15 protein-coding genes and 4 pseudogenes are annotated in these 24,143 nt (G+C 40.7%); 4 read left to right on the forward strand and 15 right to left on the reverse strand.

What is annotated here, in order from left to right:
• Window positions 1-64: 64 nt before the first annotated feature.
• The 6 genes from P4S61_RS06765 to P4S61_RS06790 all read right to left on the reverse strand — a co-directional run bounded on the left by P4S61_RS06765 (window position 65) and on the right by P4S61_RS06790 (window position 7,731).
• On the reverse strand, window positions 65-1,333 hold the full coding sequence (locus P4S61_RS06765) for an inorganic phosphate transporter (protein WP_337118001.1): 1,269 nt from the start codon (window positions 1,331-1,333) through the stop codon (window positions 65-67).
• A gap of 39 nt (window positions 1,334-1,372) precedes the next feature.
• Window positions 1,373-2,050: a TIGR00153 family protein gene (locus P4S61_RS06770; protein WP_145238222.1), complete on the reverse strand. Its 678-nt coding sequence runs from the start codon at window positions 2,048-2,050 to the stop codon at window positions 1,373-1,375.
• A 171-nt stretch (window positions 2,051-2,221) separates the two neighbouring features.
• Complete coding sequence (gene phoU / locus P4S61_RS06775; RefSeq protein ID WP_064668157.1) at window positions 2,222-2,923, reverse strand: phosphate signaling complex protein PhoU; 702 nt, start codon at window positions 2,921-2,923, stop codon at window positions 2,222-2,224.
• A gap of 54 nt (window positions 2,924-2,977) precedes the next feature.
• Complete coding sequence (gene pstB / locus P4S61_RS06780; protein WP_145238219.1) at window positions 2,978-3,805, reverse strand: phosphate ABC transporter ATP-binding protein PstB; 828 nt, start codon at window positions 3,803-3,805, stop codon at window positions 2,978-2,980.
• A 27-nt stretch (window positions 3,806-3,832) separates the two neighbouring features.
• The gene (pstA, locus tag P4S61_RS06785; RefSeq protein WP_337118002.1) at window positions 3,833-5,482 is read right to left on the reverse strand and encodes a phosphate ABC transporter permease PstA; all 1,650 of its coding nucleotides are present in this window, start codon (window positions 5,480-5,482) and stop codon (window positions 3,833-3,835) included.
• Between the two features lie 14 nt (window positions 5,483-5,496).
• Window positions 5,497-7,731: an ABC transporter permease subunit gene (locus P4S61_RS06790; protein ID WP_337118003.1), complete on the reverse strand. Its 2,235-nt coding sequence runs from the start codon at window positions 7,729-7,731 to the stop codon at window positions 5,497-5,499.
• A gap of 359 nt (window positions 7,732-8,090) precedes the next feature.
• On the opposite strand from P4S61_RS06790, the gene P4S61_RS06795 reads away from it, so the two are divergent.
• The 3 genes and pseudogenes from P4S61_RS06795 to P4S61_RS06805 all read left to right on the forward strand — a co-directional run bounded on the left by P4S61_RS06795 (window position 8,091) and on the right by P4S61_RS06805 (window position 12,284).
• Window positions 8,091-8,597: a glycine cleavage system protein R gene (locus P4S61_RS06795; RefSeq protein ID WP_145238210.1), complete on the forward strand. Its 507-nt coding sequence runs from the start codon at window positions 8,091-8,093 to the stop codon at window positions 8,595-8,597.
• A gap of 120 nt (window positions 8,598-8,717) precedes the next feature.
• Window positions 8,718-10,804: pseudogene (gene ppk1 / locus P4S61_RS06800) on the forward strand (polyphosphate kinase 1).
• Window positions 10,797-12,284, forward strand: a complete 1,488-nt coding sequence (locus P4S61_RS06805) for a Ppx/GppA phosphatase family protein (protein ID WP_145238204.1) — start codon at window positions 10,797-10,799, stop codon at window positions 12,282-12,284. The pseudogene ppk1 and the gene P4S61_RS06805 overlap by 8 nt, the downstream one beginning before the upstream one ends.
• 54 nt (window positions 12,285-12,338) lie before the next feature.
• On the opposite strand, the pseudogene P4S61_RS06810 reads toward P4S61_RS06805, so the two are convergent.
• The 9 genes and pseudogenes from P4S61_RS06810 to P4S61_RS06850 all read right to left on the reverse strand — a co-directional run bounded on the left by P4S61_RS06810 (window position 12,339) and on the right by P4S61_RS06850 (window position 23,306).
• Window positions 12,339-12,793, reverse strand: a pseudogene (locus P4S61_RS06810) (hypothetical protein).
• 218 nt (window positions 12,794-13,011) lie between these two features.
• Window positions 13,012-13,230 carry a hypothetical protein gene (locus P4S61_RS06815; RefSeq protein ID WP_145238198.1) on the reverse strand — a complete coding sequence of 73 codons (219 nt, stop codon included), beginning with the start codon at window positions 13,228-13,230 and terminating at the stop codon, window positions 13,012-13,014.
• A gap of 266 nt (window positions 13,231-13,496) precedes the next feature.
• Window positions 13,497-13,955: a hypothetical protein gene (locus P4S61_RS06820; protein ID WP_337118004.1), complete on the reverse strand. Its 459-nt coding sequence runs from the start codon at window positions 13,953-13,955 to the stop codon at window positions 13,497-13,499.
• 654 nt (window positions 13,956-14,609) lie between these two features.
• A pseudogene (locus P4S61_RS06825) lies at window positions 14,610-17,731 on the reverse strand (efflux RND transporter permease subunit).
• Between the two features lie 8 nt (window positions 17,732-17,739).
• Window positions 17,740-19,484, reverse strand: a pseudogene (locus P4S61_RS06830) (efflux RND transporter periplasmic adaptor subunit).
• Window positions 19,474-20,799: a TolC family protein gene (locus P4S61_RS06835; RefSeq protein ID WP_145238183.1), complete on the reverse strand. Its 1,326-nt coding sequence runs from the start codon at window positions 20,797-20,799 to the stop codon at window positions 19,474-19,476. Before P4S61_RS06835 ends, P4S61_RS06830 begins: the two are co-directional and overlap by 11 nt.
• 86 nt (window positions 20,800-20,885) lie before the next feature.
• The gene (locus tag P4S61_RS06840) at window positions 20,886-21,254 is read right to left on the reverse strand and encodes a hypothetical protein (RefSeq protein WP_145238180.1); all 369 of its coding nucleotides are present in this window, start codon (window positions 21,252-21,254) and stop codon (window positions 20,886-20,888) included.
• 121 nt (window positions 21,255-21,375) lie between these two features.
• Window positions 21,376-21,984 (reverse strand): paraquat-inducible protein A, encoded by a 609-nt coding sequence (locus tag P4S61_RS06845; protein WP_145238177.1) that lies wholly within the window; start codon window positions 21,982-21,984, stop codon window positions 21,376-21,378.
• 47 nt (window positions 21,985-22,031) lie between these two features.
• The gene (locus P4S61_RS06850) at window positions 22,032-23,306 is read right to left on the reverse strand and encodes an EAL and HDOD domain-containing protein (protein WP_145238174.1); all 1,275 of its coding nucleotides are present in this window, start codon (window positions 23,304-23,306) and stop codon (window positions 22,032-22,034) included.
• A 255-nt stretch (window positions 23,307-23,561) separates the two neighbouring features.
• Here P4S61_RS06850 and P4S61_RS06855 point away from each other — a divergent pair, with 255 nt between their 5' ends.
• Window positions 23,562-24,128 carry a PhnA domain-containing protein gene (locus tag P4S61_RS06855; protein WP_145238171.1) on the forward strand — a complete coding sequence of 189 codons (567 nt, stop codon included), beginning with the start codon at window positions 23,562-23,564 and terminating at the stop codon, window positions 24,126-24,128.
• Window positions 24,129-24,143 lie beyond the last annotated feature (15 nt).

A 24,143-nucleotide genomic window follows, 5' to 3' on the forward strand; every position in this document is an offset into this window, starting at 1 on the left:
CCAACACCAAGGGCGTTGAGATCTTTTCAAGCTAAAAGTCTGTAATACTTAAAGACTGCTGGATTTAAACTCCAAAGGCAGTTCTCAGTATGTAGAAAATAACAATAGCAAGGGCAGCGCCAACTGGCAATGTAATTACCCAAGAAACTACAATGTTTCTGATCACACCCATATTAAGTGCAGCAATTCCACGTGCCATACCTACCCCTAATACCGCGCCAACTAAGGTTTGTGTAGTAGAAATTGGTAAGCCTGTTCCCGATGCAATTACAACTGTAGAAGCAGCAGCTAATTCAGCAGCAAAACCACGACTTGGTGTTAAATGCGTAATGCCTTCACCAATCGTTTTAATTACTTTTTTGCCTAAAATTGCAAGGCCTGCAACAATACCGAAACCACCTAGTGGTAAAATCCACCATGCGATTGTCGCTTGCTTAGCTATCTCACCGTTATTTTCAACAATGTTTACAACTGCAGCCAACGGACCAATCGCGTTAGCCACGTCATTAGAACCATGAGCAAATGCCATACAACATGCGGTTAATACCATTAAGATAGCAAATACTTTCTCAACGTTATTAAATTGCATTTTCTTATCGGCTTTTGGATCAATCTTTAACCGAGAAATAACGATTTTACCAATAATACCAACAATAACAGCAATACCGATTGCTAATGCATAACCTTCAACAGCACCTAAATTAATACCAATGTGCTTTAAACCTTTCTTGATGGTTACTAAAGACATGATAAAACCGGCTAAACCCATGTAAATAGGCACATAGCGTTTGGCATTATTAAGTGGCGCATCGGTGTCAAAAATTAACTTTTGCGCACTCATAAATATTAAGTAGGCAATAAACCCTGAAATCGCCAGGGTAACAATCCAACTCCCCACAATACCTGCAACTTTGTCCCATTGAATCGCTTCGCTGCCAACTGCAACTAAGGCAAATCCGATGATAGCGCCAATAATTGAATGCGTGGTTGATACCGGCCAACCTAAGAATGAAGCTATTAGCAACCAACTACCCGCTGCAAATAATGCCGAGATCATCCCTAATACCATAAGTTCTGGCAGGTCTAAAAACGGCGTAGAATCGATAATGCCTTTACGAATTGTCGATGTTACTTCGCCGCCAGCTAAGTAGGCGCCTGCAAATTCAAAAATCATCGCTATAAAAATAGCTTGTTTAATAGTTAATGCTTTTGAACCTACCGATGTGCCCATCGCATTAGCAACGTCATTCGCGCCAATACCATAAGCCATAAAAAAACCGACTGCTGCGGCAATTAAAATTAATACCGTGCCATAAGATGCAATGATATCCATTGTGTAACCCTAATCTTTCGTTATTGAACTGAGTGTAAATTACCGAGCTAACATCAGCTCAAGACGCGAACCAACGCGTTCTGCGATATCCGCAAGCTCGCCGACCCATTCGATGATTTTATATAAAAACATTACATCTACAGGATTGAGTTCATCTTCGACGTCGCGTAATTGGCGACGTATTATGATTTGCATATCATCCGTGTCTTGTTCAATTGCATCCAATTCAACGAGCATTTTTTCTACTAAGGTCACTTCACGACCTTTAAAACCAGTTTCTAGTAACTCATCTAACTCATTGATTGCGTTTGATGCTTGTTTAGTTGCATCAACACAGCGAGTTACATAGGCTAAAAAGTTAACTTGAATTTCTTTTGGAATGGTCATCTCACGACCAATTACACGACCAGCAATGTCTTTTGCTTTATTAGCAATTTTATCTTGCTGGGTGACGAGTTCGAGCAAATCTGTACGCTCTACCGGCATAAATAAACCGCGCGGTAATTGTAAACGTATATTTCTTTTCATGTCGTCGGCTTCACGTTCTAAAGTACGAATGTTCAAACGAATCTCTTCTGCTTGTTGCCACTCTTCTTTAAATACATGATTGAAAAAAGGGATCAAAGCTTTACTTGCTTGATGTACCTTCTTGATGTGATCTTCCATTGGCTTTATAGGAGATTTTGCGAATACCCCTAAAAATGCGTTTGTAGGCATAACTGACCCTTAAATCAAATTAGTATGCTTTGCGGCGTGAATTTTACAGCATTCACCGCGATTGTGAATGCTTTTATTACATCACAGCTGCCGCTACAGCATTATAATTATAACGAAAACATGAAAAGCGACCATTGGCCGCTTTAATAAAACAAGACGGTATCAAAAAATCTATAACGATTTTTCTATATCCTCTTGAGATGTATGACGAATATCTTTGCCATTAACAAAGTAAATAATATATTCAGAGATGTTTTGACAACGGTCGCCAATACGTTCCAATGAACGTACCGACCAAACTAAATCCATAATTTTTGGAATTGAACGTGGATCTTCCATCATATAGGTCATAATTTGACGAGTAATTGCTTCATACTCACGGTCAACCTTGGCATCTTCTTTGTGTACTTCAAATGCTTTTTGTACATCCATACGTGCAAAAGCATCGAGTACATCATGCAGCATTTTTGAAACTTGGCGACCCATATTTTCGATGTTAACTAATAAATCTTGCTGATCTTTAGTAAATGAATCTAGCGCAACTTTAGCAATACGCTCAGCCTCATCGCCAATACGCTCTAAATCGGCAATAGTTTTAGCAATCGCGACCACTAAGCGTAAATCACTTGCAGCTGGCTGACGACGAGCAATGATACGGGTACATTCCTCATCAATATTTACTTCCATGGCGTTTACTTTATAGTCGTTTTCACGCACTTTACGCGCTAACTCAGCATCGCCATTACTTACCGCATCAAGCGCGCTATTAAGTTGCTGCTCAACTAAGCCACCCATGCTTAATACATGATTACGAACGTTTTCTAGCTCTTGGTTAAAGCGGCCAGAAATATGCTTATTAATATTGTGTTCCATTGTTTACCTTCTTATCAAAATCGCTAACGTAACCCAAAAACAGTTTGACTCAGCCTAGCCGTAACGACCGGTGATATAATCTTCCGTTTTCTTTTTCGTTGGGGTAGTAAATAACGTATTGGTATCTGAGTACTCTATTAATTCACCCATGTACATAAAGGCCGTTTGATCAGAAACCCGCGCTGCTTGTTGCATGTTGTGGGTTACGATAACAACGGTAAACTTATTTTTTAAATCGTTGATAAGCTCTTCAATTACCAGTGTTGAAATAGGATCCAATGCTGATGTTGGCTCATCGAGTAATAATACTTCAGGCTCAATGGCGATAGAGCGTGCAATCACTAAACGTTGCTGCTGACCACCTGACAAACCAAATGCGCTATCGTGAAGCCGATCTTTTACTTCATCCCACAGTGCCGCACCTCGCAGTGACTGTTCAACCACCTCGTCTAATTTACGTTTTTCTTTGATACCTTGTAAGCGTAGGCCATAAACCACATTTTCGTAGATTGATTTAGGAAACGGATTCGGACGCTGAAATACCATACCAACATTGCGACGCAGCGCTGCAACATCTACCTTTTTGTCATAGATGTTTTGTCCGTGTAGTAAAATTTCACCTTCAATACGGCAAATATCAACCAGATCATTCATACGGTTAATACAGCGCAATAACGTAGATTTACCACACCCTGATGGTCCGATAAATGCGGTTACTTGGCCTTTTGGAATATTCATATTCACTGAGCTAAGCGCTTGTTTTTCACCATAGTAAAGATCTAAGTTTTTGATCTCGAGTGCCGTTTGCTCGGTGCTTAAATTGTCTAAGTCCAATTTCAAACTCGTGCTTGATTGGTTTACTTGTGGAGCGACTGTAATCATGTTTGTTACCTATAGAATCTTTACTAATTATTGATCAAGCGATCTAAATTTTTCACGTAAATGGTTACGTATGCCTATCGCGGTGATATTCAGTGTAATAATTACTGATACCAATAAGAATGCGGTGGCATACACTAGCGGACGCGCCGCTTCAACATTTGGGCTTTGGAAGCCAACATCGTATATATGAAAACCTAAATGCATGAACTTTCGATCTAGATGAAAATACGGGAAGTTACCATCGAGCGGTAATGTCGGTGCCATTTTCACCACACCCACTAGCATCAATGGTGCAACTTCGCCGGCAGCACGCGCTACCGCTAATATTAAACCGGTCATAATCGCAGGACTGGCCATTGGCACGATAATACGCCATAACGTTTCAGCTTGCGTTGCGCCCAGTGCTAAAGAGCCATGACGAACCGTACTTGGGATACGTGATAAGCCTTCTTCGGTTGATACAATCACCACAGGCAGCGTTAAAATAGCAAGCGTTAAAGCAGACCAAAGTACCCCTGGAGTACCAAATACTGGACTAGGTGCGGCTTCTGGATAAAACAATTGATCCAAACTGCCACCTAATACATAAACAAAGAATCCTAAGCCGAATACACCGTAAACAATTGAAGGAACACCAGCCAAGTTAATGACCGCGATACGGATCATCTTGGTAACCGCATTTTTAGCCGCATATTCATGTAAGTATATAGCTGCTACAACCCCAAACGGCGTTACGATTACAGCCATCAACATTACCATAAAAACAGTACCAAAGATTGCCAGGAATACACCACCTTCGGTATTAGCTTCACGCGGATCATCTGAAACAAATTTACCTAGTTGTACAAAATAGTGACCTAGCTTTGCAACAAAGCTCATGTCATTAGGAAACCAAAAATCCAAAACCTGATATAAAGGCAAAGTAACAATTTCACCGCGCATATCTTTCACGGTTACCTGATCACGCTTAGCTTGTTTGCGCAGTGCAAACAATTGCTTTTCAAGTACGCCATACTCGGCTCTTAGATCTGCACGCTGTTGCGCAAGCTCAGCCACTCGTTCATCGGTCAATGCATCATCAAGTAAATACGATTTCTCTTGTAAACGTAAACGCTCTAATTGATAGTTAATATGACCAATGTCACCGTTTTGCAAATCAAGAGCTTGCTCATTAAGCTCAACGGCACGTTCAACTAATTCTTCTAATACTTCAGTTTTATTATCGGTAATCACTTGGCCGTCTTTTATTACCTGTTCAACGTAGCCATAGAAGTTACCGTTTTTACTGCGCTCAAATACAGCTAGGGTCGCAGGCATGGTATTTGATTTTATGTCGGTTTCTAACACCCAACGAAAATCTAAATCAACGTATTCACGGTTACCGGTTTTAATTAAATAACGCTCTAGTTGCTCTTTATCATAACCAGATAAATCAACACCGGTTGCCTCAAGACGAGACTTAGGCACCATTTCACGGTCGTATATTTCACCAATTACGGTTTGCTGCGCAACCGAGCCTTGTAGCTCTAATTGCACTACTTGTGATGGCCAGAAAAAGCTTAACCCTTTCCAAGCAATCATTGCTAATAACCCTAAGACAGAAATCAAACTGATACTTACTGCACCACCTGTCATCCATATCCAAGGAGAACCTGACTTAAACCACTGCTTTAACATGTCGTGTCTCCCACTTACATCGAGCTGTATTTATCACGCAACTGCTGACGCACAAACTCAGCAATTGTGTTGAAAATAAAGGTGAATATGAACAATACAAAAGCGGCTAAGAATAAGATCCGATAGTGTGAACTTCCCACTTCCGATTCTGGCATTTCTACTGCAATATTCGCGGCCAAAGTACGCATACCTTGGAAAATACTCCAATCCATTATTGGCGTATTACCCGTTGCCATTAGTACAATCATCGTTTCACCTACGGCGCGGCCTAAGCCCATCATGACCGCAGAGAAAATACCAGGGCTGGCGGTTAATAACACCACACTAACCAAGGTTTGCCATTGTGTTGCGCCTAGCGCCAATGAACCGTTTGATAAATGCTTAGGCACACTAAATACAGCATCTTCTGCGATAGAGAAAATAGTCGGAATAACCGCAAAACCCATCGCAATACCGACTACCAGTGAATTACGTTGATCGAAAGTCAGACCCAATTCGTTAGTCAAATACTGGCGAACATTACCGTCAAACATCCACAACTCAACCACCCCGCTCATCGCAAAGGCTAACCAACCAATCAGTAACAATACTGGTATTAGTAAGATTGAGTGAGCCCCTTCAGGAACACGGTGACGAAAGCTTTCTGGTAATTTAGTCCACGCAAATGCGGTCGCTAAAATCCCCAGCGGCAGCATAAATAACAGGCCAACAATCGCAGGTAAATGCTCTTCTATCAACGGCGCAAGCCATAAGCCTGCTAAAAAACCTAAAATTACGGTTGGTAATGCTTCCATTATTTCAACCGTTGGTTTGACTACTTTACGCAATGGACCAGACATAAAATAAGCGGTATAAATTGCTGCAGAGAGCGCAATCGGCACTGCGAATAGCATCGCATATAAAGCAGCTTTTATAGTACCAAATGAAATTGGCACTAAAGAAAACTTAGCTTCAAAGTCATCACCGGCAGACGTTGATTGCCAAATATAACCTGGCTCTGGATAACCCTCATACCACACTTCTTGCCACAAGGCTGACCAAGTCACCTCAGGGTGTTCATTGTGAATTTCAACCACGGTTAATTTGTCATCAGCTAGAATAAGTGCCGCATTTGAGCGTGGTGCAATAGCAAAGTTTTCAATCGGACCTTCACTGATTTTACCTTGCCATAGTTTTGCTTCACTGGTGGTGTAATACACGCCTAACTCACCATTAGAACTGGTGGTAAAGAACGTACGGCGATAAAACTCAGTGAATATATCTAGCTTAGGCTGCTTTGAGGTTTCAAACGCGCGTATTTTTTGATATTCACGGCCATCGTCAGTATTAATTTCAAACCACTGCGAAACTTCACCATTGTCATTCGCTAGCATCAGCGAGTTAGCTCCGGCTAATAATTGCGCCGAAACCAAGTTGGCATTTTCTTCATTCGCCGCAAGCATTTGGATCAGCTCAACCTCGCTTGGATTGCGAGTATCGTAAACATAAATTTGATTTGCTGAGCGAACAAAAGTACGGGTGGTATCTGGCGACATTAGGAGTTGGTCTACGCGCCCTTCGACATCAAGTTCAGTGCGTTCTACAACCCATTCAACTTCACCGCTGAACATGTTTTCTTCAGCAACAAAGCTGCTAAAAATCACACGTTTGTCAGCCGTTTGTGCCACAACAGCGGTTTTATCTTCATAATGACTAAATGCAAATAGTTTAATGGCAGCACCATTGTCGTCAACCTGCAATGTTTTTTCACCAAGTGGATAACCCAAACGTGGGGTTAATTTACGTTCGTTATTAGGAAAGGTAACTAAGAATTTAGGTGACACTATCATCACCGAACCATTTTCTAGTCCGTATGCGTAATGCCCTTGAAATGGCGCGCTGGTTGCAAAACTACTCACTTCGCTGTCAAGTGGCACAACTAAGCTAGCAAGCTTTTTACCAAAGCCCTTTTTCTCAACACTGTAATAATCAACCTTACCTTGTTTGCTCAGTAAAAAAGCAATTTCTGTTTGCTCTTCAACACCTAAGCCAACAATTTGTTCAGCATCGCTAAGCGCAAAACTATCGCGCGTTTCTACCTTCGCTGATTCAAAAATAGGTTGCACAACATACAATAAATAGAAGAATATCAATAGCAAAGCTATTAATACCATAATACCGCCAGCGGTAATGCTAAATTTGGCAAACCGATCTTTAAATAGACGGCTTCTATCCGTATTAAAAGACGGTTTATTCGGATTGGAAGTCATCAAAACACCTATAAATCTTAACGTTGGATAGATTATATTTCACCAAGATGACAGTATTGTTACAAACGTCATAATTGCTAAGACTTTGTTGTGGTATTCATCATAAAAAAACAAACAATGTTTATATTCAATAACTTGAAAAACTTTCAACTTAGTGCTTTATTATTGATAAACAAAAGTTTAGATAAATCAGACTGTAAACTCACACTATTTTACTGTTTTTAAATTGAACTATTGGCAAAAAAATTGGACAAATTTGGGGACTGAGTCAATACTCAATCCGGTTCTTTTTAATATAACAATAATTTCATGCCTGGGCATTTATTATTTAATTACGGCACTCTTTAGGAATTATCTATATGAAGCAATTGGTTATAACTATTTTGGGACAAGATCGTCCAGGACTTGTAGAAGACATCTCATCTGCAATTTTAAATCATAATGGTAACTGGTTAACCAGTAACTTAAGCCATTTAGCCGGTCACTTTGCTGGCATCATTGAAGTAGCTGTGCCAGCAGAGCATCTGCAAGAATTACAAGACGCATTGCATGGCTTACCACAATTAGAAGTACGGATTGAAACAGGCGCGCATGAACTACCAGACACACCTGCTGAACAGCTTAATTTTGTGATAACTGGTAATGACCGACCAGGTATTATTCAAGAACTTGCAGGAGTATTGCGTCACAAAGGGGCTAATATCACTCACTTAAACTCTAAGCAGCAAAGCGCACCAAACTGGGGACTACCAATTTTCAGCGCCGTAGCAACTGTTGCCTTGCCTTCAGGCATGAATAAAGACGAAGTTGTTGCTGCACTCGAAGCAATTACATCCGACTTAATTGTTGATATTGAAGACGCTTAAGCCACAGCTAAAATTCATCTCTTATAGCTAGATAAACATGTCATAAAAGTGACATGTTTGTCATTTTTATGTCATCTAATTACTTTATATTTTGTTCAGTTGCTATCCAAGGAATAGAATATGAACGCCTGCGCTGATGCGTCTCAAACGATTAATTATTTTGCCCCAGAGTTAAGTTGGCTGTCTTTTAACGATCGCGTTTTACAAGAAGCTAAAGATAAAAATAACCCAATTATTGAACGTATTCGTTTTTTGGGGATCTTCTCAAACAATTTAGATGAATTTTTCAGAGTCCGTGTTGCCGATGTAAAACGACGTATTCTATTAAATAAACTACCAGATACTAATTTTGATGAAGATGAAATTTTACTGACCCAAATTCAGCAAAAGGTTTTGCAGCTTGGTAAAAAATTTAACGTTATTCATCAGCAAATTCTCGATGATTTAAATACCCACAACATTCATGTTGACCGTCCCGAGCAGCTTAGTGAATTTCATATTAACTGGCTAAAAATATTTTTTCATGACAATGTATTACAGCATATATCGCCTATAATGCTAGATGAAAATAAAGACTTCTCAGATCATATTAACGATACAATGACGTACTTGTTTGTCGAAATGTTTAACGACAAAAGTCATTATGCGATGTTAGAAGTCCCTACCGATCGCGTACCACGCTTTGTAATTTTACCACCCGAAAAAACCCGTCGTCATAAAACTATTGTGATGTTAGATGACATTATTTTGTTTTTTTAAGTGACGTATTTAGCAGTTTTTTTAGTTTTACTGAGATCCAAGGCTACGCAATCAAGCTGACCCGTGATGCAGAATACAACCTAGATGACGAACTAGAAGAAGGCATTTTAGATAAGATGTCTAAGGGCCTAAAACAGCGTATTTATGCCGAGCCGGTGCGCTTAGTATACGACCAAGCGATGCCCGAGCCAATGCTCAAAGTAATGAAAAAACGCTTAGGTGTTACTCATCACGATGCGTTGATCCCTGGTGGTCGCTATCGTAACTTTAGAGACTTTATTGGTTTTCCCAATGTTGGTCGGCAATATTTAGAAAACAAATCATTACCGGCTTTGCAAAGCACAGCATTTAATAATCATGCCAGTGTGTTTGCTGCAATTAGTCAGCAAGATATTCTACTTTATTATCCATATCATACATTTAATCATCTACTGGAATATGTTCGCCAAGCAGCATTTGACCCTCGAGTAACACAAATTAAAGTAAACATTTATCGTGTTGCGAGTAAATCTCGATTAATTTCATCACTGATCAACGCGGCAAAAAATGGCAAAAAAGTCACCGTTATGGTGGAGCTAAAAGCACGCTTTGATGAACAAAATAATATTGAGTGGGCAAAAGTACTCAGTGGCGCAGGTATTAAAGTTATTTTTGGTATACCAGCTCTTAAAGTACACAGTAAGTTATGTATTATTCATCGTCGTGAAAAAGGTCAAATAGTAAAGTACGCGCACATTGGCACTGGTAATTTTCACGAAAAAACCGCCAAAATTTATACAGACTTTAGTTTATTTACTAAACATCAAGGTATTTGTGACGAAAGTGATAGCGTATTTAAGTTTATTGAAAGCAGTTATAAACCGTTTATGTTCGAACATTTGATGATTTCGCCAGTGAACGCTCGACAGCTGTTGCTTGGTTTAATTCACCAAGAAATAACCCATGTTGAAAATGGCCACACCGGTAAAATAACATTAAAAATAAATAACTTAGTAGATAAAGAACTGGTTGATTGTTTGTACTTGGCCGCTCGTAGCGGTGTTAAAATTCGCATTATTGTCCGTGGTATGTGTTCCTTAGTGCCAGGACTCAATAATTTTAGCGACAACATTCGGGTAATTAGTATCGTCGATCGCTTTTTAGAGCACCCGCGAGTTATGATCTTTGGTAATAATGGGGATGAAAAAGTCTATATTTCATCTGCAGATTGGATGACACGTAATCTTGATCATCGAGTTGAAGTTGGCGTGCCTATTTATGATGAAAAACTAAAACAACTCATTGTTGACGTACTTGAACTGCAATTTAAAGATCGTACCAAAGCGAGAATCATTGATAGCGAACAGAAAAATCATTATGTTAGACGCGGTAATCGTAAAAAAATACGTTCGCAAATAGCTATTTATGATCACTTAAAAAAATGGGAAGGCAATTACAATAATGAATGATTATCCCTCAATAGCTGCGGTTGACTTAGGCTCAAACAGCTTTCATTTAGTGGTCGCAAGAGAAGTAGATGGCTCTTTGCAAATTCTCCACAAAGAAAAGCAACGCGTTTACTTAGCCGATGGCTTAGATGAAAAAAACCAATTAAGTCAAATGGCTATCGATAGAGCATTAACGATATTAAAGCAGTTTGCTACTACGCTACAAGACTTCCCTGCGAGCAATGTAAAAATTGCTGCAACTTATACATTACGAAGAGCTAAAAATATTAATTCATTTTTAACTCAGGCAAATAGAGTTTTTCCTTATCATATTGATGTGATCTCAGGTCAAGAAGAAGCCCGCTTAATCTATCAAGGTGTTGCTCATTATGTTCATCACGATGAAAACCGTTTAGTTATTGATATTGGCGGCGGTAGTACCGAGCTAATTATTGGCAAGCATTTTAAACATAAGCTGCTCTCTAGCCGTAATATGGGCTGCGTAAGCTATACCAAGCAATTTTTTGCCGATGGTATTATTAACGATAAACGCTTTAGCAAAGCACAAATAAAAGCAGAGCAAGAACTTGAGGTTATTTTTGCCAATTACGTCAGCGCAGGCTGGCAATCGGTAGTGGGGACGTCAGGCACCATTAAATCAATATTAGCCATGATCAACGCTAATGACCCTGAACAAAAAAATATCACACAGGAGCGATTGCTCGAACTTAAAACTCAGTTTATAGCCGCTAAAACTATCGATAACTTACTTATTGAAGGTTTAAGCCCGGAGCGTCAAGTAAGTATTTGCGGTGGCTTAGCTATTTTACTCGCGATTTTTCAGCTGTTTAATATTACCGAAATGGATTACAGCGACTTTTCACTACGTGAAGGTTTACTGCATGAAATGCAGCAAAAGTTAGCGCTTAAAGATATACGCACCAATACCATAGCTAATTTAAGCGAAAGAAACACAATAGATAAAGTACATGCACAACGTGTTGCAAATACTGCCGATTGGTTATTCCTACAAGTACAAAAAGAATGGCAGCTCGACTCATTAGATAATCATCAATTATTAGTGTGGGCAGCGCAATTACACGAAGTGGGTTTAGGTATTAACTCATCAGGCTTACACAAACATAGTGCTTATGTTGTTGAAAATAGTCAGCTGCCAGGATTTACTCAACAACAGCAAACATTATTAAGCTGTATGATACGGTTTTACCGTAAAAAAATTCGTTTAGAAGAATTTCCAACTTTACTCTCGGTGCCCCACTTTCAAATATTACAATTAATTGTATTACTCAGACTAGCTATATTATTAAATCAAAAACGCCTTAACGATCAACATCAAGAGTTAGCAGTGTCAGTAAAAGGCAATAGTATGCTATTGCAGTTCCCAGCTGATTGGCTCAATGAACAAACCTTGCTTCATGCTGATTTACAACAAGAGCAAAAATATTTGAAGAAAGTAGGCTTTTTAATCGACTTTGTGTGATTTACAGACATGGCTGAATTTGGATAGCATGCGCTATCCAAATTAGATCTTCTATTACATATCCATATGACGATTAGCACTTTGCATCATTTGCTTTAATCCTTGATGTTCAAGCTCCAGCAATTGAGATAGTTTCTCTTTACCTGTTGGCGTTTCTGCACGACTAAGTAAGTATTGATAAAGATTGATCACCTTTTGATGCTGATCTGATATATAACCTTGCATGGCTTGCTCATCAACACGCGTATCACGGTTTAAATCTGTAAAATTAATCAGTTCAGAGTTTTCAGCAAAGTACTCGTAACAATAAGTATCTAAGGTATTGATCTCCGTGATGGCTTTAAAACCAACTAAATCCTCAGCCAACTTTTTTTCGTACTTAACAAAATAGTCTGCCAGCATTTGGTTATGCTCTGCTAAATCGTCTCTGAGACTAAAAAATTTGCCGCCATTTGGGTATGAAATAGTACAGTCCAGTCGTACACTTCTTGTATTGTTTTAACTTGCATGTGCGTTCCTTAATTAACCCTAGTAACCATACTCCTGCGTAAAACGTGCCAATAAAAAGTTAAATTAAAACAGAGAGATATTGAAAGTAAATCACCCAAACTCGTATAAGTTACAAGTCATAGGGTAATTTTTATAGGGTGAAGCTCTAGGACAGGCTAAAAGCTAATGCTTTAGGGGCGTTTAGGCTATATTTTTATTTTGGATAAATTCGCACTTTTCATTTTAACCCATTCACAAAAACAATACCTATATCATTAGCGCTCTTACGATCAATCAAGCCTTTGCTACCATTAAAATCAACAAAAAAGTAGAATTCACCATCATGACCTGAAAATAACTTACGAATGAAGCTATTTTCCAAATGGAGAAGGCGCCCAGTAAATGAGAGTTTGCCACTTACCTCCTCATCACCAAGCAGAACTAAAATAAATGACAACTTATAATCCTTTGCAAATTCATAGAGGTAAGAATTTCTTAGCTCGAAAGTAGCAAGCTGTTCACCTTTAAATTCATAATCAAACGGTTCGAAACAGTGATTAAATAAATTGTAAAATCATAAAAAAAATAAAGAAGATAAAACAACAAAACCTACGATAATATAAGCCTTCATAAATACTCCATACCATGCATAAAAATACAAATCGACTTTCGTGATTAAACAATATCCTTCGGCTCTTTTATATCGCAAGTTGAAATCCACAACTAGACTAACAATGCTTTTTCATCAAAGCCTTGCTCATGTAACTTGGCTACAAGCTGCTCAAGCACGTCATCTTTTTTAGGGGTTACAGGCTCAGTTAATAGTAAAGCAGTAACATTGCCAAAACCAAGGTGCTCGAAATCAGGATTTTCAAGGCCATGTTGTGCTCTTAGCGTTAACAGCATAAGTGCGGCATAAGGTGTAAATTGCCAATTCATATTGTCAAACTCAAAAAACATCTTACTCGGTGGTGATGCTACCTGAGCGACTTGATCGTCACATAACTGATTAAGATAAGTGGTGATTTTTGTTAAGTCAGTACTATCCCAGTTCTCTAAAATAGCTTGGTAAGCAAAGTCATCTACGATCGGTTTTAACGTATTGCTCCCCTTGACCCTATCAAACAACAAGATAATAAAATCACCAATATGACTTTTCGATCTATTAACCCAATGCTTCATGTAACCAGCTTGAAAAAGCTTATAAAAGTGGCTGGCATAATCATTGTTATGCAATATAACTGCAATACTTAGCTGGAATACAGATTCTGGTGGCACTAGCCTTAAGGGTTAACGGCTAAAGCGATATGTAAAGCGCTTTAGCTTATAACTTTTTGTTACAAGCAGGTAATATCCATAACTTAAGCATATACTTAACTTACCTAAATCAAGTAAACTTTTTTCTACAAAACTAGCTTGTGCATCCATCTCATAATAATTACATGGAATTGACAACTCTGTATTTAATACCTCCCAGTTAAAGAATGGCAATTTATCGTTAAGCGGTACACCACTTTCCGCTTCTCCTTGCTCAATATAGAAATTAAGCTCTTTTGTATTATTTATATAAACTTGTCTATATTTTTCAGGATTTTTTTAGATAACTGCTCATGCTGAATTAAGCCGTTGCTAAAATCAGCCAACTCCTAAAGCGCTAACGCTTTGGGAAAGCTATGGGGCAAAAAGTTGATATTTAAATATAAACTCATTTACCTGTGTACTCCTTAATGACTCTATTGACCTACAAAAATTGTGAGGTAGTCGCAGTACCTGTTTTACGAGATTCTGCGACTATGGTCAAACAAAGTTTGATGGACTCTGTATTTTTAATTCAACTTACGAATTTAGGCCCCGCTTTCGCCATAACAAATACACTGCGGGTAATACGAGCAAGGTTAATACAATCGCACTAAACATACCGCCGACCATCGGCGCGGCTATGCGGCTCATTACTTCACTGCCGGTGCCTGTGCCGTAAAGTACGGGGAGCAAACCGATTATAATAGTGGCGACTGTCATCATCACTGGGCGTACTCGCAGGCCTGCGCCTTCGACTATGGCTTGTTTAAGCTCCGCAAAACTAAGCGTTGTACCTGCTAGCTTGGCTTGAGCACACTTTTCTTGGTAGGCTTGATTTAAGTACACCAGCATAATCACGCCAATTTCCACCGCGACCCCAGCAAGGGCAATAAAGCCCACCCCCACGGCGACTGAGAAGTTAAAGCCCTCTAAGTACATTAACCAGATGCCTCCGATCATCGCCAGCGGTAAGGTTGCTATTATAATTGCCACTTCTACAAAGCTTCTAAAGTTGAGGTATAACAACACAATTATAATCGCTAAGGTCAGTGGTAATACATAGGCGAGCTTTTCTTTCGCACGTTCCATGTATTCATATTGCCCTGCCCAGGTTATTGAATAACCTGCTGGTAGCACTAGCTTTTCGTCAAGCACTTTGCGCGCATTGTCGACATAACTACCAATATCAATGCCATCAATATCAATAAAGCTCCAGCCGTTTAAGCGGGCATTTTCGCTTTTTATGCCCGGCGGACCATCTTCAATAAATACGTCAGCCACATCGGCAAGAGCAATGCGTTGCCCTGCAGGGGTGACTATTGGCAATAGCATCAGTTCTTCGGGCGAATCCCGGTAGTCTTGCGGATAACGTAAGTTTACCGGGTAACGCTCTTGCCCTTCGACCGTTTCGGTTACATTCATGCCGCCAATTGCGGTGGCAACCACTTGCTGCACATCGGCAATATTTAAGCTGTAACGGGCGGCTTTTTCACGGTTGATATCGACCTTGATATAACGCCCACCCGCTACACGCTCAGAGTAAACGGAAGCCGTGCCAGGTACATCTTTAAGTAACACTTCAATCTGCTGGCCAATTTTTTGAATCTCGCTTAAATTTGGCCCCGCAACTTTAATGCCCACAGGGGTTTTAATCCCAGTTGCCAGCATATCAATACGAGTTTTGATCGGCATCACCCATGCATTAGTCAGGCCTGGAAACTTCACTAAGCCGTCGAGTTCTTTTTTCAACTTGTCTAAGGTCATGCCTTCGCGCCACTGATCTTTTGGCTTGAGCTGAATAAAGGTTTCAATCATGGTCAGTGGCGCAGGATCGGTTGCTGTTTCTGCCTGGCCGACTTTACCAAACACGGTTAACACCTCTGGCACTGTGGCGATAAGTTTATCGGTTTGTTGTAAAATCTCGCGCGCTTTCCCAATCGATAAACCAGGATAAGTCGTCGGCATATACATTAAATCGCCTTCATCCAGCGGCGGAATAAACTCACTGCCAATTTTATTGACCGGATAAAAGCCAATAACAGCGACCACCACAGCCAGTACTAAAGTCATTTTAGGGAACCGCAAAACCGTGTTCAGCAGCGGCTTGTAAGCATTCACTAGCAAGCGGTTTACTGGGTTGTTTTGCTCAGAAATAACTTTGCCGCGTATAAAGTAACCCATTAATACCGGTACTAAAGTGATTGCCAAGCCCGCAGATGCGGCCATGGCATAGGTTTTAGTGTACGCTAACGGAGCAAACATCCGGCCTTCTTGGGCTTCTAAAATAAACACTGGCATAAAGCTCACGGTAATGATCATTAAGCTAAAAAACAGTGCTGGACCGACTTCACTGGCAGCATCGGTGACAACTTGCCAGCGGTTTTCATCGGTTAGTGGCGTTTTTTCCATGTGTTTATGCATGTTTTCGATCATTACAATCGCGCCGTCGGTCATCGCGCCAATGGCGATAGCAATACCACCGAGCGACATTATATTGGCGTTTATGCCTTGCCAATACATGATGATAAATGCCGTTAATATTCCCAGCGGTAAAGTGATAATTGCCACCAAGGACGAGCGTACATGGAACAAAAATACGATGCAAATAAGCGCCACTACCACTAGCTCTTCAAATAGTTTGCTGGTGAGGTTATCCACTGCATTTTTGATCAGATTAGAGCGGTCATACACAGGCACAATTTCTACCCCATCGGGTAAGCCTTTGCTGAGTGATTCAAGCTTTGCTTTCACCAGCTCTATGGTTTTTTGTGCGTTTTCGCCATAGCGCATCACCACTACGCCACCAGCTACTTCGCCCTCGCCGTTTAGCTCAGCAATGCCACGGCGCATTTGTGGCCCAAGGCGAATATCGGCTACATCGCGTAATTGCAGCGGTGTGCCGTTGGCATTCACCCCAAGTGGAATTGCCTCTAAATCAGCGACGCTTTTTATATAACCGGTGCTGGTTACCATGTATTCGGCTTCGGCCATTTCCACCACCGAAGCGCCCATTTCTTGGTTACCTTGCTTAATTGCGGTTTGAATTAAACTCAGTGGTATACCATAAGCACGCAGTTTATCTGGCTCTACATTGACTTGATATTGCTTCACCATACCGCCCACTGAGGCCACTTCTGACACCCCTGGTACGGTTTGCAATTCAAACTTTAAAAACCAATCTTGCAAGCTGCGTAACTGGCTAATGTCGTGCTGATTGGTTTTATCCACCAGCGCGTATAAATAAATCCAACCTACACCGGTGGCATCTGGGCCCAGCTCTGCGGTTGCGCTGTCGGGCAAGCGGCTTGCTACTTGACTTAAATACTCTTGCACTCGACTTCTAGCCCAGTAAAGATCGGTGTTTTCATCAAAGATGACATATACGTAGGAATCACCAAAAAATGAAAAACCACGTACTGTTTGCGCCCAGGTACTGAGAGCATCGCGGTGGTAAGTGGGAAAGTAACCTGATCTTGCACCACCTGTGGCGCTTGCCCTGGGTATGAGGTTTTTACAATCACCTGCACATCGGATAAATCAGGTAAGGCATCAACTGGGGTATTTTTTACCGCAAATAAACCACTGCCAATGAGTATTGCTGTTAGCAATAATACAAAAAAGCGATTGGTAACGGACCAACGAATAACTGCTGCTATCATAAAGCCTCCTAATGTCCGTCATGCGATGACATAGCGCTATTGTCACTTGTTCGCATGCTTGATTCAGTATCGATACGCTGGATCACGAACTCACCATCTTGCACACTAAAAGTAAATGTCAGCTGTTGCTTCGGCTCAAGGCTACTTAAATCAATATGTTCAGCAAACATAAATTCCATAGTGGCCGGATCTCGGTGCCATTTCTCAATTGCACCACGGCTAATATTGGCAGTGCGCTGGGCTTTATTAATGCTGTTGATAGTACCGGTTACGGTCGCCATATTTTGCGCTTCGCTCATCATATGGGTGGAATCCATAATATGAATGCCGCTAATCATATAACTGCTATCGGCTTTTTTAGTCAACTCAAAATGCAGTGTTTGCCCAGCTTGCAGCGCTTGAAAATCAACGCTATCGGCAACCGTAAAGTCCATTTTCATACTAGGCCAATCGAGCTCTTCAATAGGGTCATGGCTGATATTCACCATACGGTGACCTGCCATTACACTATTAACGACTCCTTTGCCCCACACGCTAGTGGTAGCTTCTGGTGTTTGCATGCGCTTAAAATCAGAGCTTTTGCTGGATTCTGAATCTAACAAGAATTGCGCTGACGTCACCACTTCATCATCGGCTTTAACGCCCGCTAAAATAACGGCGTTATGGCTATCACTGCGGCCCAGTTCGACTGCCACCGATTTAAAGCGTCCTTCGCCTAAAGCGATAACAACACGGTCTTGGGAACCGGTGCGGATCACCGCTTCTTTAGGTACTATAAGTTGTTGCTCAGCAGCTTTAGCATGGATGCTTACTTGCGCAAACATATTCGGTTTTAGTTGGTGATCTTGATTATTAAAGCGTAAACGCACCCGCAAAGTACGGTTTTTGGCATCCAATGTTGGGTAAATATAATCGACCTTACCGCGCCAGCTTTGTCCGGCAATATAATCTAGAGTCATAGTCACCGGTAAACCGACTTCAATAAGCTGCGCTTGCCGCTCGAATACTTCGGCTTCTACCCAAACTTCATCAAGTTGAGCAATACTCATCATTGAGGTGCCTGGCTTGACATAAAAACCTTCGCGCACATTAAGTTCATCAACCACACCACTTTGGCGAGCATAGAAGGTAATATTTTGCATCACCTTTTTATTAACTTGTAGGCGCTCGACAAAACCATCCGACACATTCAATGCTTTTAAGCGCGCTTTGGCTGCACGAATAAGCACGGTGTTATTACGATCAACAGCCAGTACAAATTCTTCTTGAGCATTTACCAGTTGCGGAGAGTATAAGGTATACAGCGGTTCCCCTTGTTTTACCTGATCGCCAGCGGCTTTAACGTACAGCGTTTCTATCCAGCCTTCTACACGCGGGTGAATATGCACTAACTGATCTTGATTGTATTGTACGTAGCCCACCGTTTTTACTTCACTTTGCAGTGCCTTGAGCTGTACTTTAGCCGTTCTAACCCCTAAATTATTAACAACAGCAGGGGAAATTGTCACTGCACCGGGACCATCTTGATTGTTGTCAGCTCCTTCACTATACACAGGTACTAAGTCCATCCCCATTGGTGAAAGCCCTGGTGCATCACGGCGATAATTACTATCCATAGGCGCAACCCAATATAATGGTTTTTCTCTGCGCTGATCACCTCAGGCTCTGTACTATTACCGAAAAAATACAAGCCACTAGCAGATATTCCTGCACCTATAAGTACTGCGATAAGCAATTTTAAATTAGTGTTCACGGTGCTCTCCTGCTAATTGCTCAACCATCACAGCAGCATCTTTGCTACTAGCGTAATAATTCAGGCGAGCAATAATAATTTGTTGATCAATCTCTATGTTTAACGCATCAATTTTGGCATTCAGTTCGCTGATACGGGCGCGCATTACTTCTGAAAAGTCACCATCATCACGGGTATAAGCATTTAATGTAGCTTGTGCTTGCTCTGCCATTTGTGGCAATAATTTAGTTTGATAAAGTGCATCACGCTTTGCTAATTGGGGCAACTGACTAAACTCTTTAAAATACATACCTTGTAGCTTTTGTAATGCAATTAGTTTTTGAGTTTTCACCGCCTCAGCCATAGCAATCGCCGCATTAACTTGTTGGTCTTGGCGGTTATCAGTAAATAGTGGTAAATCAACACTCACACCAACTGAAAACAGATCCGCTCGGGAATCCCCCATTGGCGTATCATCACGATAACCATAGCCCATATTTACCCCAAACTGCGGTTTATAGCCTTGTTTTGCCACCTCAACTTCTGTTTGTTTAGCCGCTACTGTTTTATCAAGCGCGATAATCGCTGGATGCGCCATTAATAATGGCATCAACTGTGCAAATTCAAGCTGCGCAAAATCAACTAAAGGCGCTATATCATGACGTTTTGCGCTGACAGGCTGAGTTAACATGTTGATTGGTAACCATTGCGATAAACGCTTTTTCGCGCTTTCGAACTGCTGCTCTAACATCACTAATTTATCTTCAAGGCGGGTTAACTCTAGCTGCGCTCGAATAATATCTTGTTGGCGGGTGTTACCTACTGAGCTGGCATAACTCGATTCAGTAATATCAATAAGTTGCGAGAACAATGCTTTATCTTGCTCAATTAACGCAATACTTTGCTGGGCACGATATGCATTGAGCCAAGATTCAATAACAATGGTTTTTACTTGAGCGAGTCTGTCGGCTCGTAGCCAAGGATATTGCTGCGCTGACTGCGCTAACGCATGCTGCTTAAGCGCTAAGCTATCGCCACGGCTAAACATTTGGCTCACGCCAACTTTTAATTGGGTCATGCCTTCTTGGTCAAAAGCAAAACCGTCGGTGGGTAAATTCATTAAGCCCACCGTTAATACTGGATCCGGCAGTGTGCCTGCCGCTAAACTTTGTGCTTGTATAGCAGCTTGTTGATATTTGCTGGCGGTTAGCCATGGCTCATTATCAAGTGCATAGCTGAGCGCTTCATCAAGGCTTAATTCATTACTGTGTGCTGGAATTGCAGTTGTTAGCATAAGCGCTAAAAAACTGACTTTAAATACTGCGAAGTGATTCATCACTTACTCCACTAAAATTAAAAGACAACTAAATTTAGGGGCAGAAAAGGTGATTTAGGTAAATTTTAGACGCACCTATCCTGCAATTAAGCAGGCATAGGAGGGCGATACAGTGAACTGGCTATACGATGTTGATTTTGCGGGATATAAAGTTGTACTTTTTCAGACGTCGTCAGTATAACGGTAACTAACACACTCATGTTTAACATTGAGTGGGTACTGCAGGCGCTCATTGGACAACCACACTCTTGATTAGCGATTGCGTCATCGTCACAACAATCCATGTTCATCATACCCGCAGACATGTCGTGATGCATATCACTACTATCAGCCATAGTTGCTTGCGGTTGACTCATGTGTGGCATATCACAACTCATAGTTACAGACGCAACCGCTTGACCCACTAAAGTGAGCAATAAAACGACTGTGAATAAACTAATATAAATGCGTTGCAAAAAAGTGCCTTTTATAAATTAGGTTCTAGGTTCTAGGTTCTAGGTTCTAGGTTCTAGGTTCTAGGTTCTAGGTTCTAGGTTCTAGCGAAGTTTATGATAACTATTTAGTTAACACAAACGTTTAACTATTTTTTGGCGTAACTTTAATTAAGCTGCTGGCGGCGATGGCAAATAAGCAATAACCGGTAAAGTACCAAAAACCTGTACCAAATTCGGCATGCATGTTGATCAATTCCCCCATCTGGCCATCGGCGTTACCAGCAAGGTAAGCCACAATCAAAGCAATGACAAAAACATCTACCATGCTCCATTTACTCAAGCCTTGTATAACTTGACCGAGTATATGCTTTAATTTGTTCATCGGTATTAAACAATAAACTAATTGCATCAACAGTTTTAAAGCTGGCACCACAATTGAAAACAATGCTACCAATGCTGCGACTAGGTAATTTTTATTATTGGCAAGTTCGTTAACCGTGCCCCAAATGCTCCGTGTTTTTTTATAAGCACTAATTTCACCTTCGAGTTTATCAAGGCCCAACATGCTCGACGCCATCATTAACATATTGCGGGTATGACGGTCACCTTCATCAGCAATCATAGCAATGCCTGTTTTGGCGAGCTTTGATTTATCAATTTTCCCCTCAAGGGTTAGCACAGGCTGAGTAACGCCAGGTAATAACAACGCCAGAGCAATTAAAATAGTCGTGATCGGCAGTAATAAACGCATAGTCGTCTTTTAAAGTATATTGATAATGGCGCATCATACTCAAGGTATTAAGTATCTTCAATAATTGAGGCTAAAACCTCATCGCCGTATTGCCGTGCTACGAGCATGGCATTATAAATGACATCGATGGGAGAAGCTGGCCGAATGGTTTCTAACAATTTAACTGCTAATGGCCAATTATCTTCCTCTACCGCGCGAGCTAACTGCAAAGTAGCACCTAACATACCGTTAAAGTTAAGCAGTGCACTCGATAAATCATCGCCTAAACAAAACTCTTTTGCGATAACATCCAGTTCCATATTTAAAATAGCATCGAGCACTGACATCAAGCCAACTAAGTAACCACGCTGAGACATTTCCTTACCGCCAGGCTCTAGCATTAACTGCATGAAATGCGCACGAGTTAACCCCAACTTAGTTAGTTCACTAGGTTTATCAACCCCTAGTTCACTAAGGGCCAACACTCTTACAAATTGACGAATTGCATCTTCACCTAAATAAATAACCGCTTGTGAAATAGAGGTGATCACTAAATTTTGGTTACCAGAGCGTGCATTCACTAATTTAAGAATACGAGCAGTTAAACCGACGTCTTTAGCTACCCGCTGGTGGACTTCATCAAAATCGAGATCTGGGCGCGACGTACAGCGCAGCAAATCAAAAACAGCAAATTTAGATGGCTCAACATTATGGTAGCTGAGCATTTCTGGACGCGCGAAAAAGAAGCCTTGAAAGTAATCGCAGCCGGCACTTTTTAGTAGCATAAATTGTTCGTGCGTTTCAATTCGTTCAACTATGATTTTTACATCAGGAAAACGGCGTTTAAGCTTTTTTAACAGCATATTGGTTTTAATGATGGGCTCTTCAACTTCAAGCTTTATATAATCAACTAAATGTAATAATGGCTCCCATTTTTCATCTCCATCATAATCATCGAGAGCAAAAGTATAGCCATCTTTTTTTAGAGTCGTAACTCGACTGGTCACTTTATCAATGTTGTCGGCTCGTTCAACGATTTCTATTACTGCGCTATCTGGTTGCAATAATTTAGGGAAATCATCTAACAGGGCATCTGAAGATAGGTTTATAAAAGCGCGTTGGTTCGCAGTAAGTTTATTTATACCAATAAGCATTAAAGCGTTAAAAAACAGCCGCCCAGTAGCCTGACCATCTGTTGTGCCAATAGGGAATGCGTTATTTATCGAATCTCGATACAGTAATTCGTATGCATAAATGCCTGTTTCAGCATCAAAAATAGGCTGCCTGGCAATGTATTGTGTAACAAGTTTTGGCACCTCGGCGGTTATCTGCGTATTAAGCATATTATTTCCTGCTAATAACTATAGTGACTCTTGCCAGCTAAATTGTTGTTATTTTATGTACTCAGTATAGTAAGGTTTTTGCGCCTTGCCTAAACTTGTAAGTAATAATGCTCCTTTTATTGAATGTCTGCAAACCATCTGTAAAGTCAAAGTTTTCACTATACCCACACTAAAATAATGGATAAGTTCTAATTTGACTGATGATTGAGTATAATAAGGGCTTACTTTTCTGTTAACCCCCAAAAGAGCCTTGATATGAGCATTGAACAAGCCTTAGTTGAACGCAGTAATAACCAATGTGAGCTATGTACTGCAACTGAAAACCTTTCTGTATACGAAGTGCCACCTGTCACTGAAGCTCATTCAGATAAATGTATTTATACTTGCCAAACGTGTAAAGACCAAGTTGAAGGCACCACTGATATTACCCCTACTCATTGGCATTGTTTAAACGATAGCATGTGGAGCCAAACACCTGCGGTACAAGTGGTGGCGTACCGTATGCTAACCCGTTTAGCTGCTGATAATGGCTGGGCACAAGATGCGCTAGACATGATCTATCTTGAAGAAGATACGTTAGCATGGGCTAAAAAAGTACTTGCTGAAAATGATGATATTAAACATGTTGATAGCAACGGCGTGGTACTGCAAGCCGGCGATACAGTCACACTTATTAAAGATTTAGATGTTAAGGGCAGTAGCTTAACGGCTAAACGTGGTACTGCTGTGCGTAATATCGGCTTGACCAGCAACCCTGAACATATTGAAGGACGTGTTGACGGTCAGCGCATTGTTATTTTGACCAAGTTTGTGAAGAAGTAAATATCTCTCTGCCTA

It is taken from the genome of Pseudoalteromonas sp. B160, from assembly GCF_037162485.1.
GTDB classification, from domain to species: domain Bacteria; phylum Pseudomonadota; class Gammaproteobacteria; order Enterobacterales; family Alteromonadaceae; genus Pseudoalteromonas; species Pseudoalteromonas rhizosphaerae.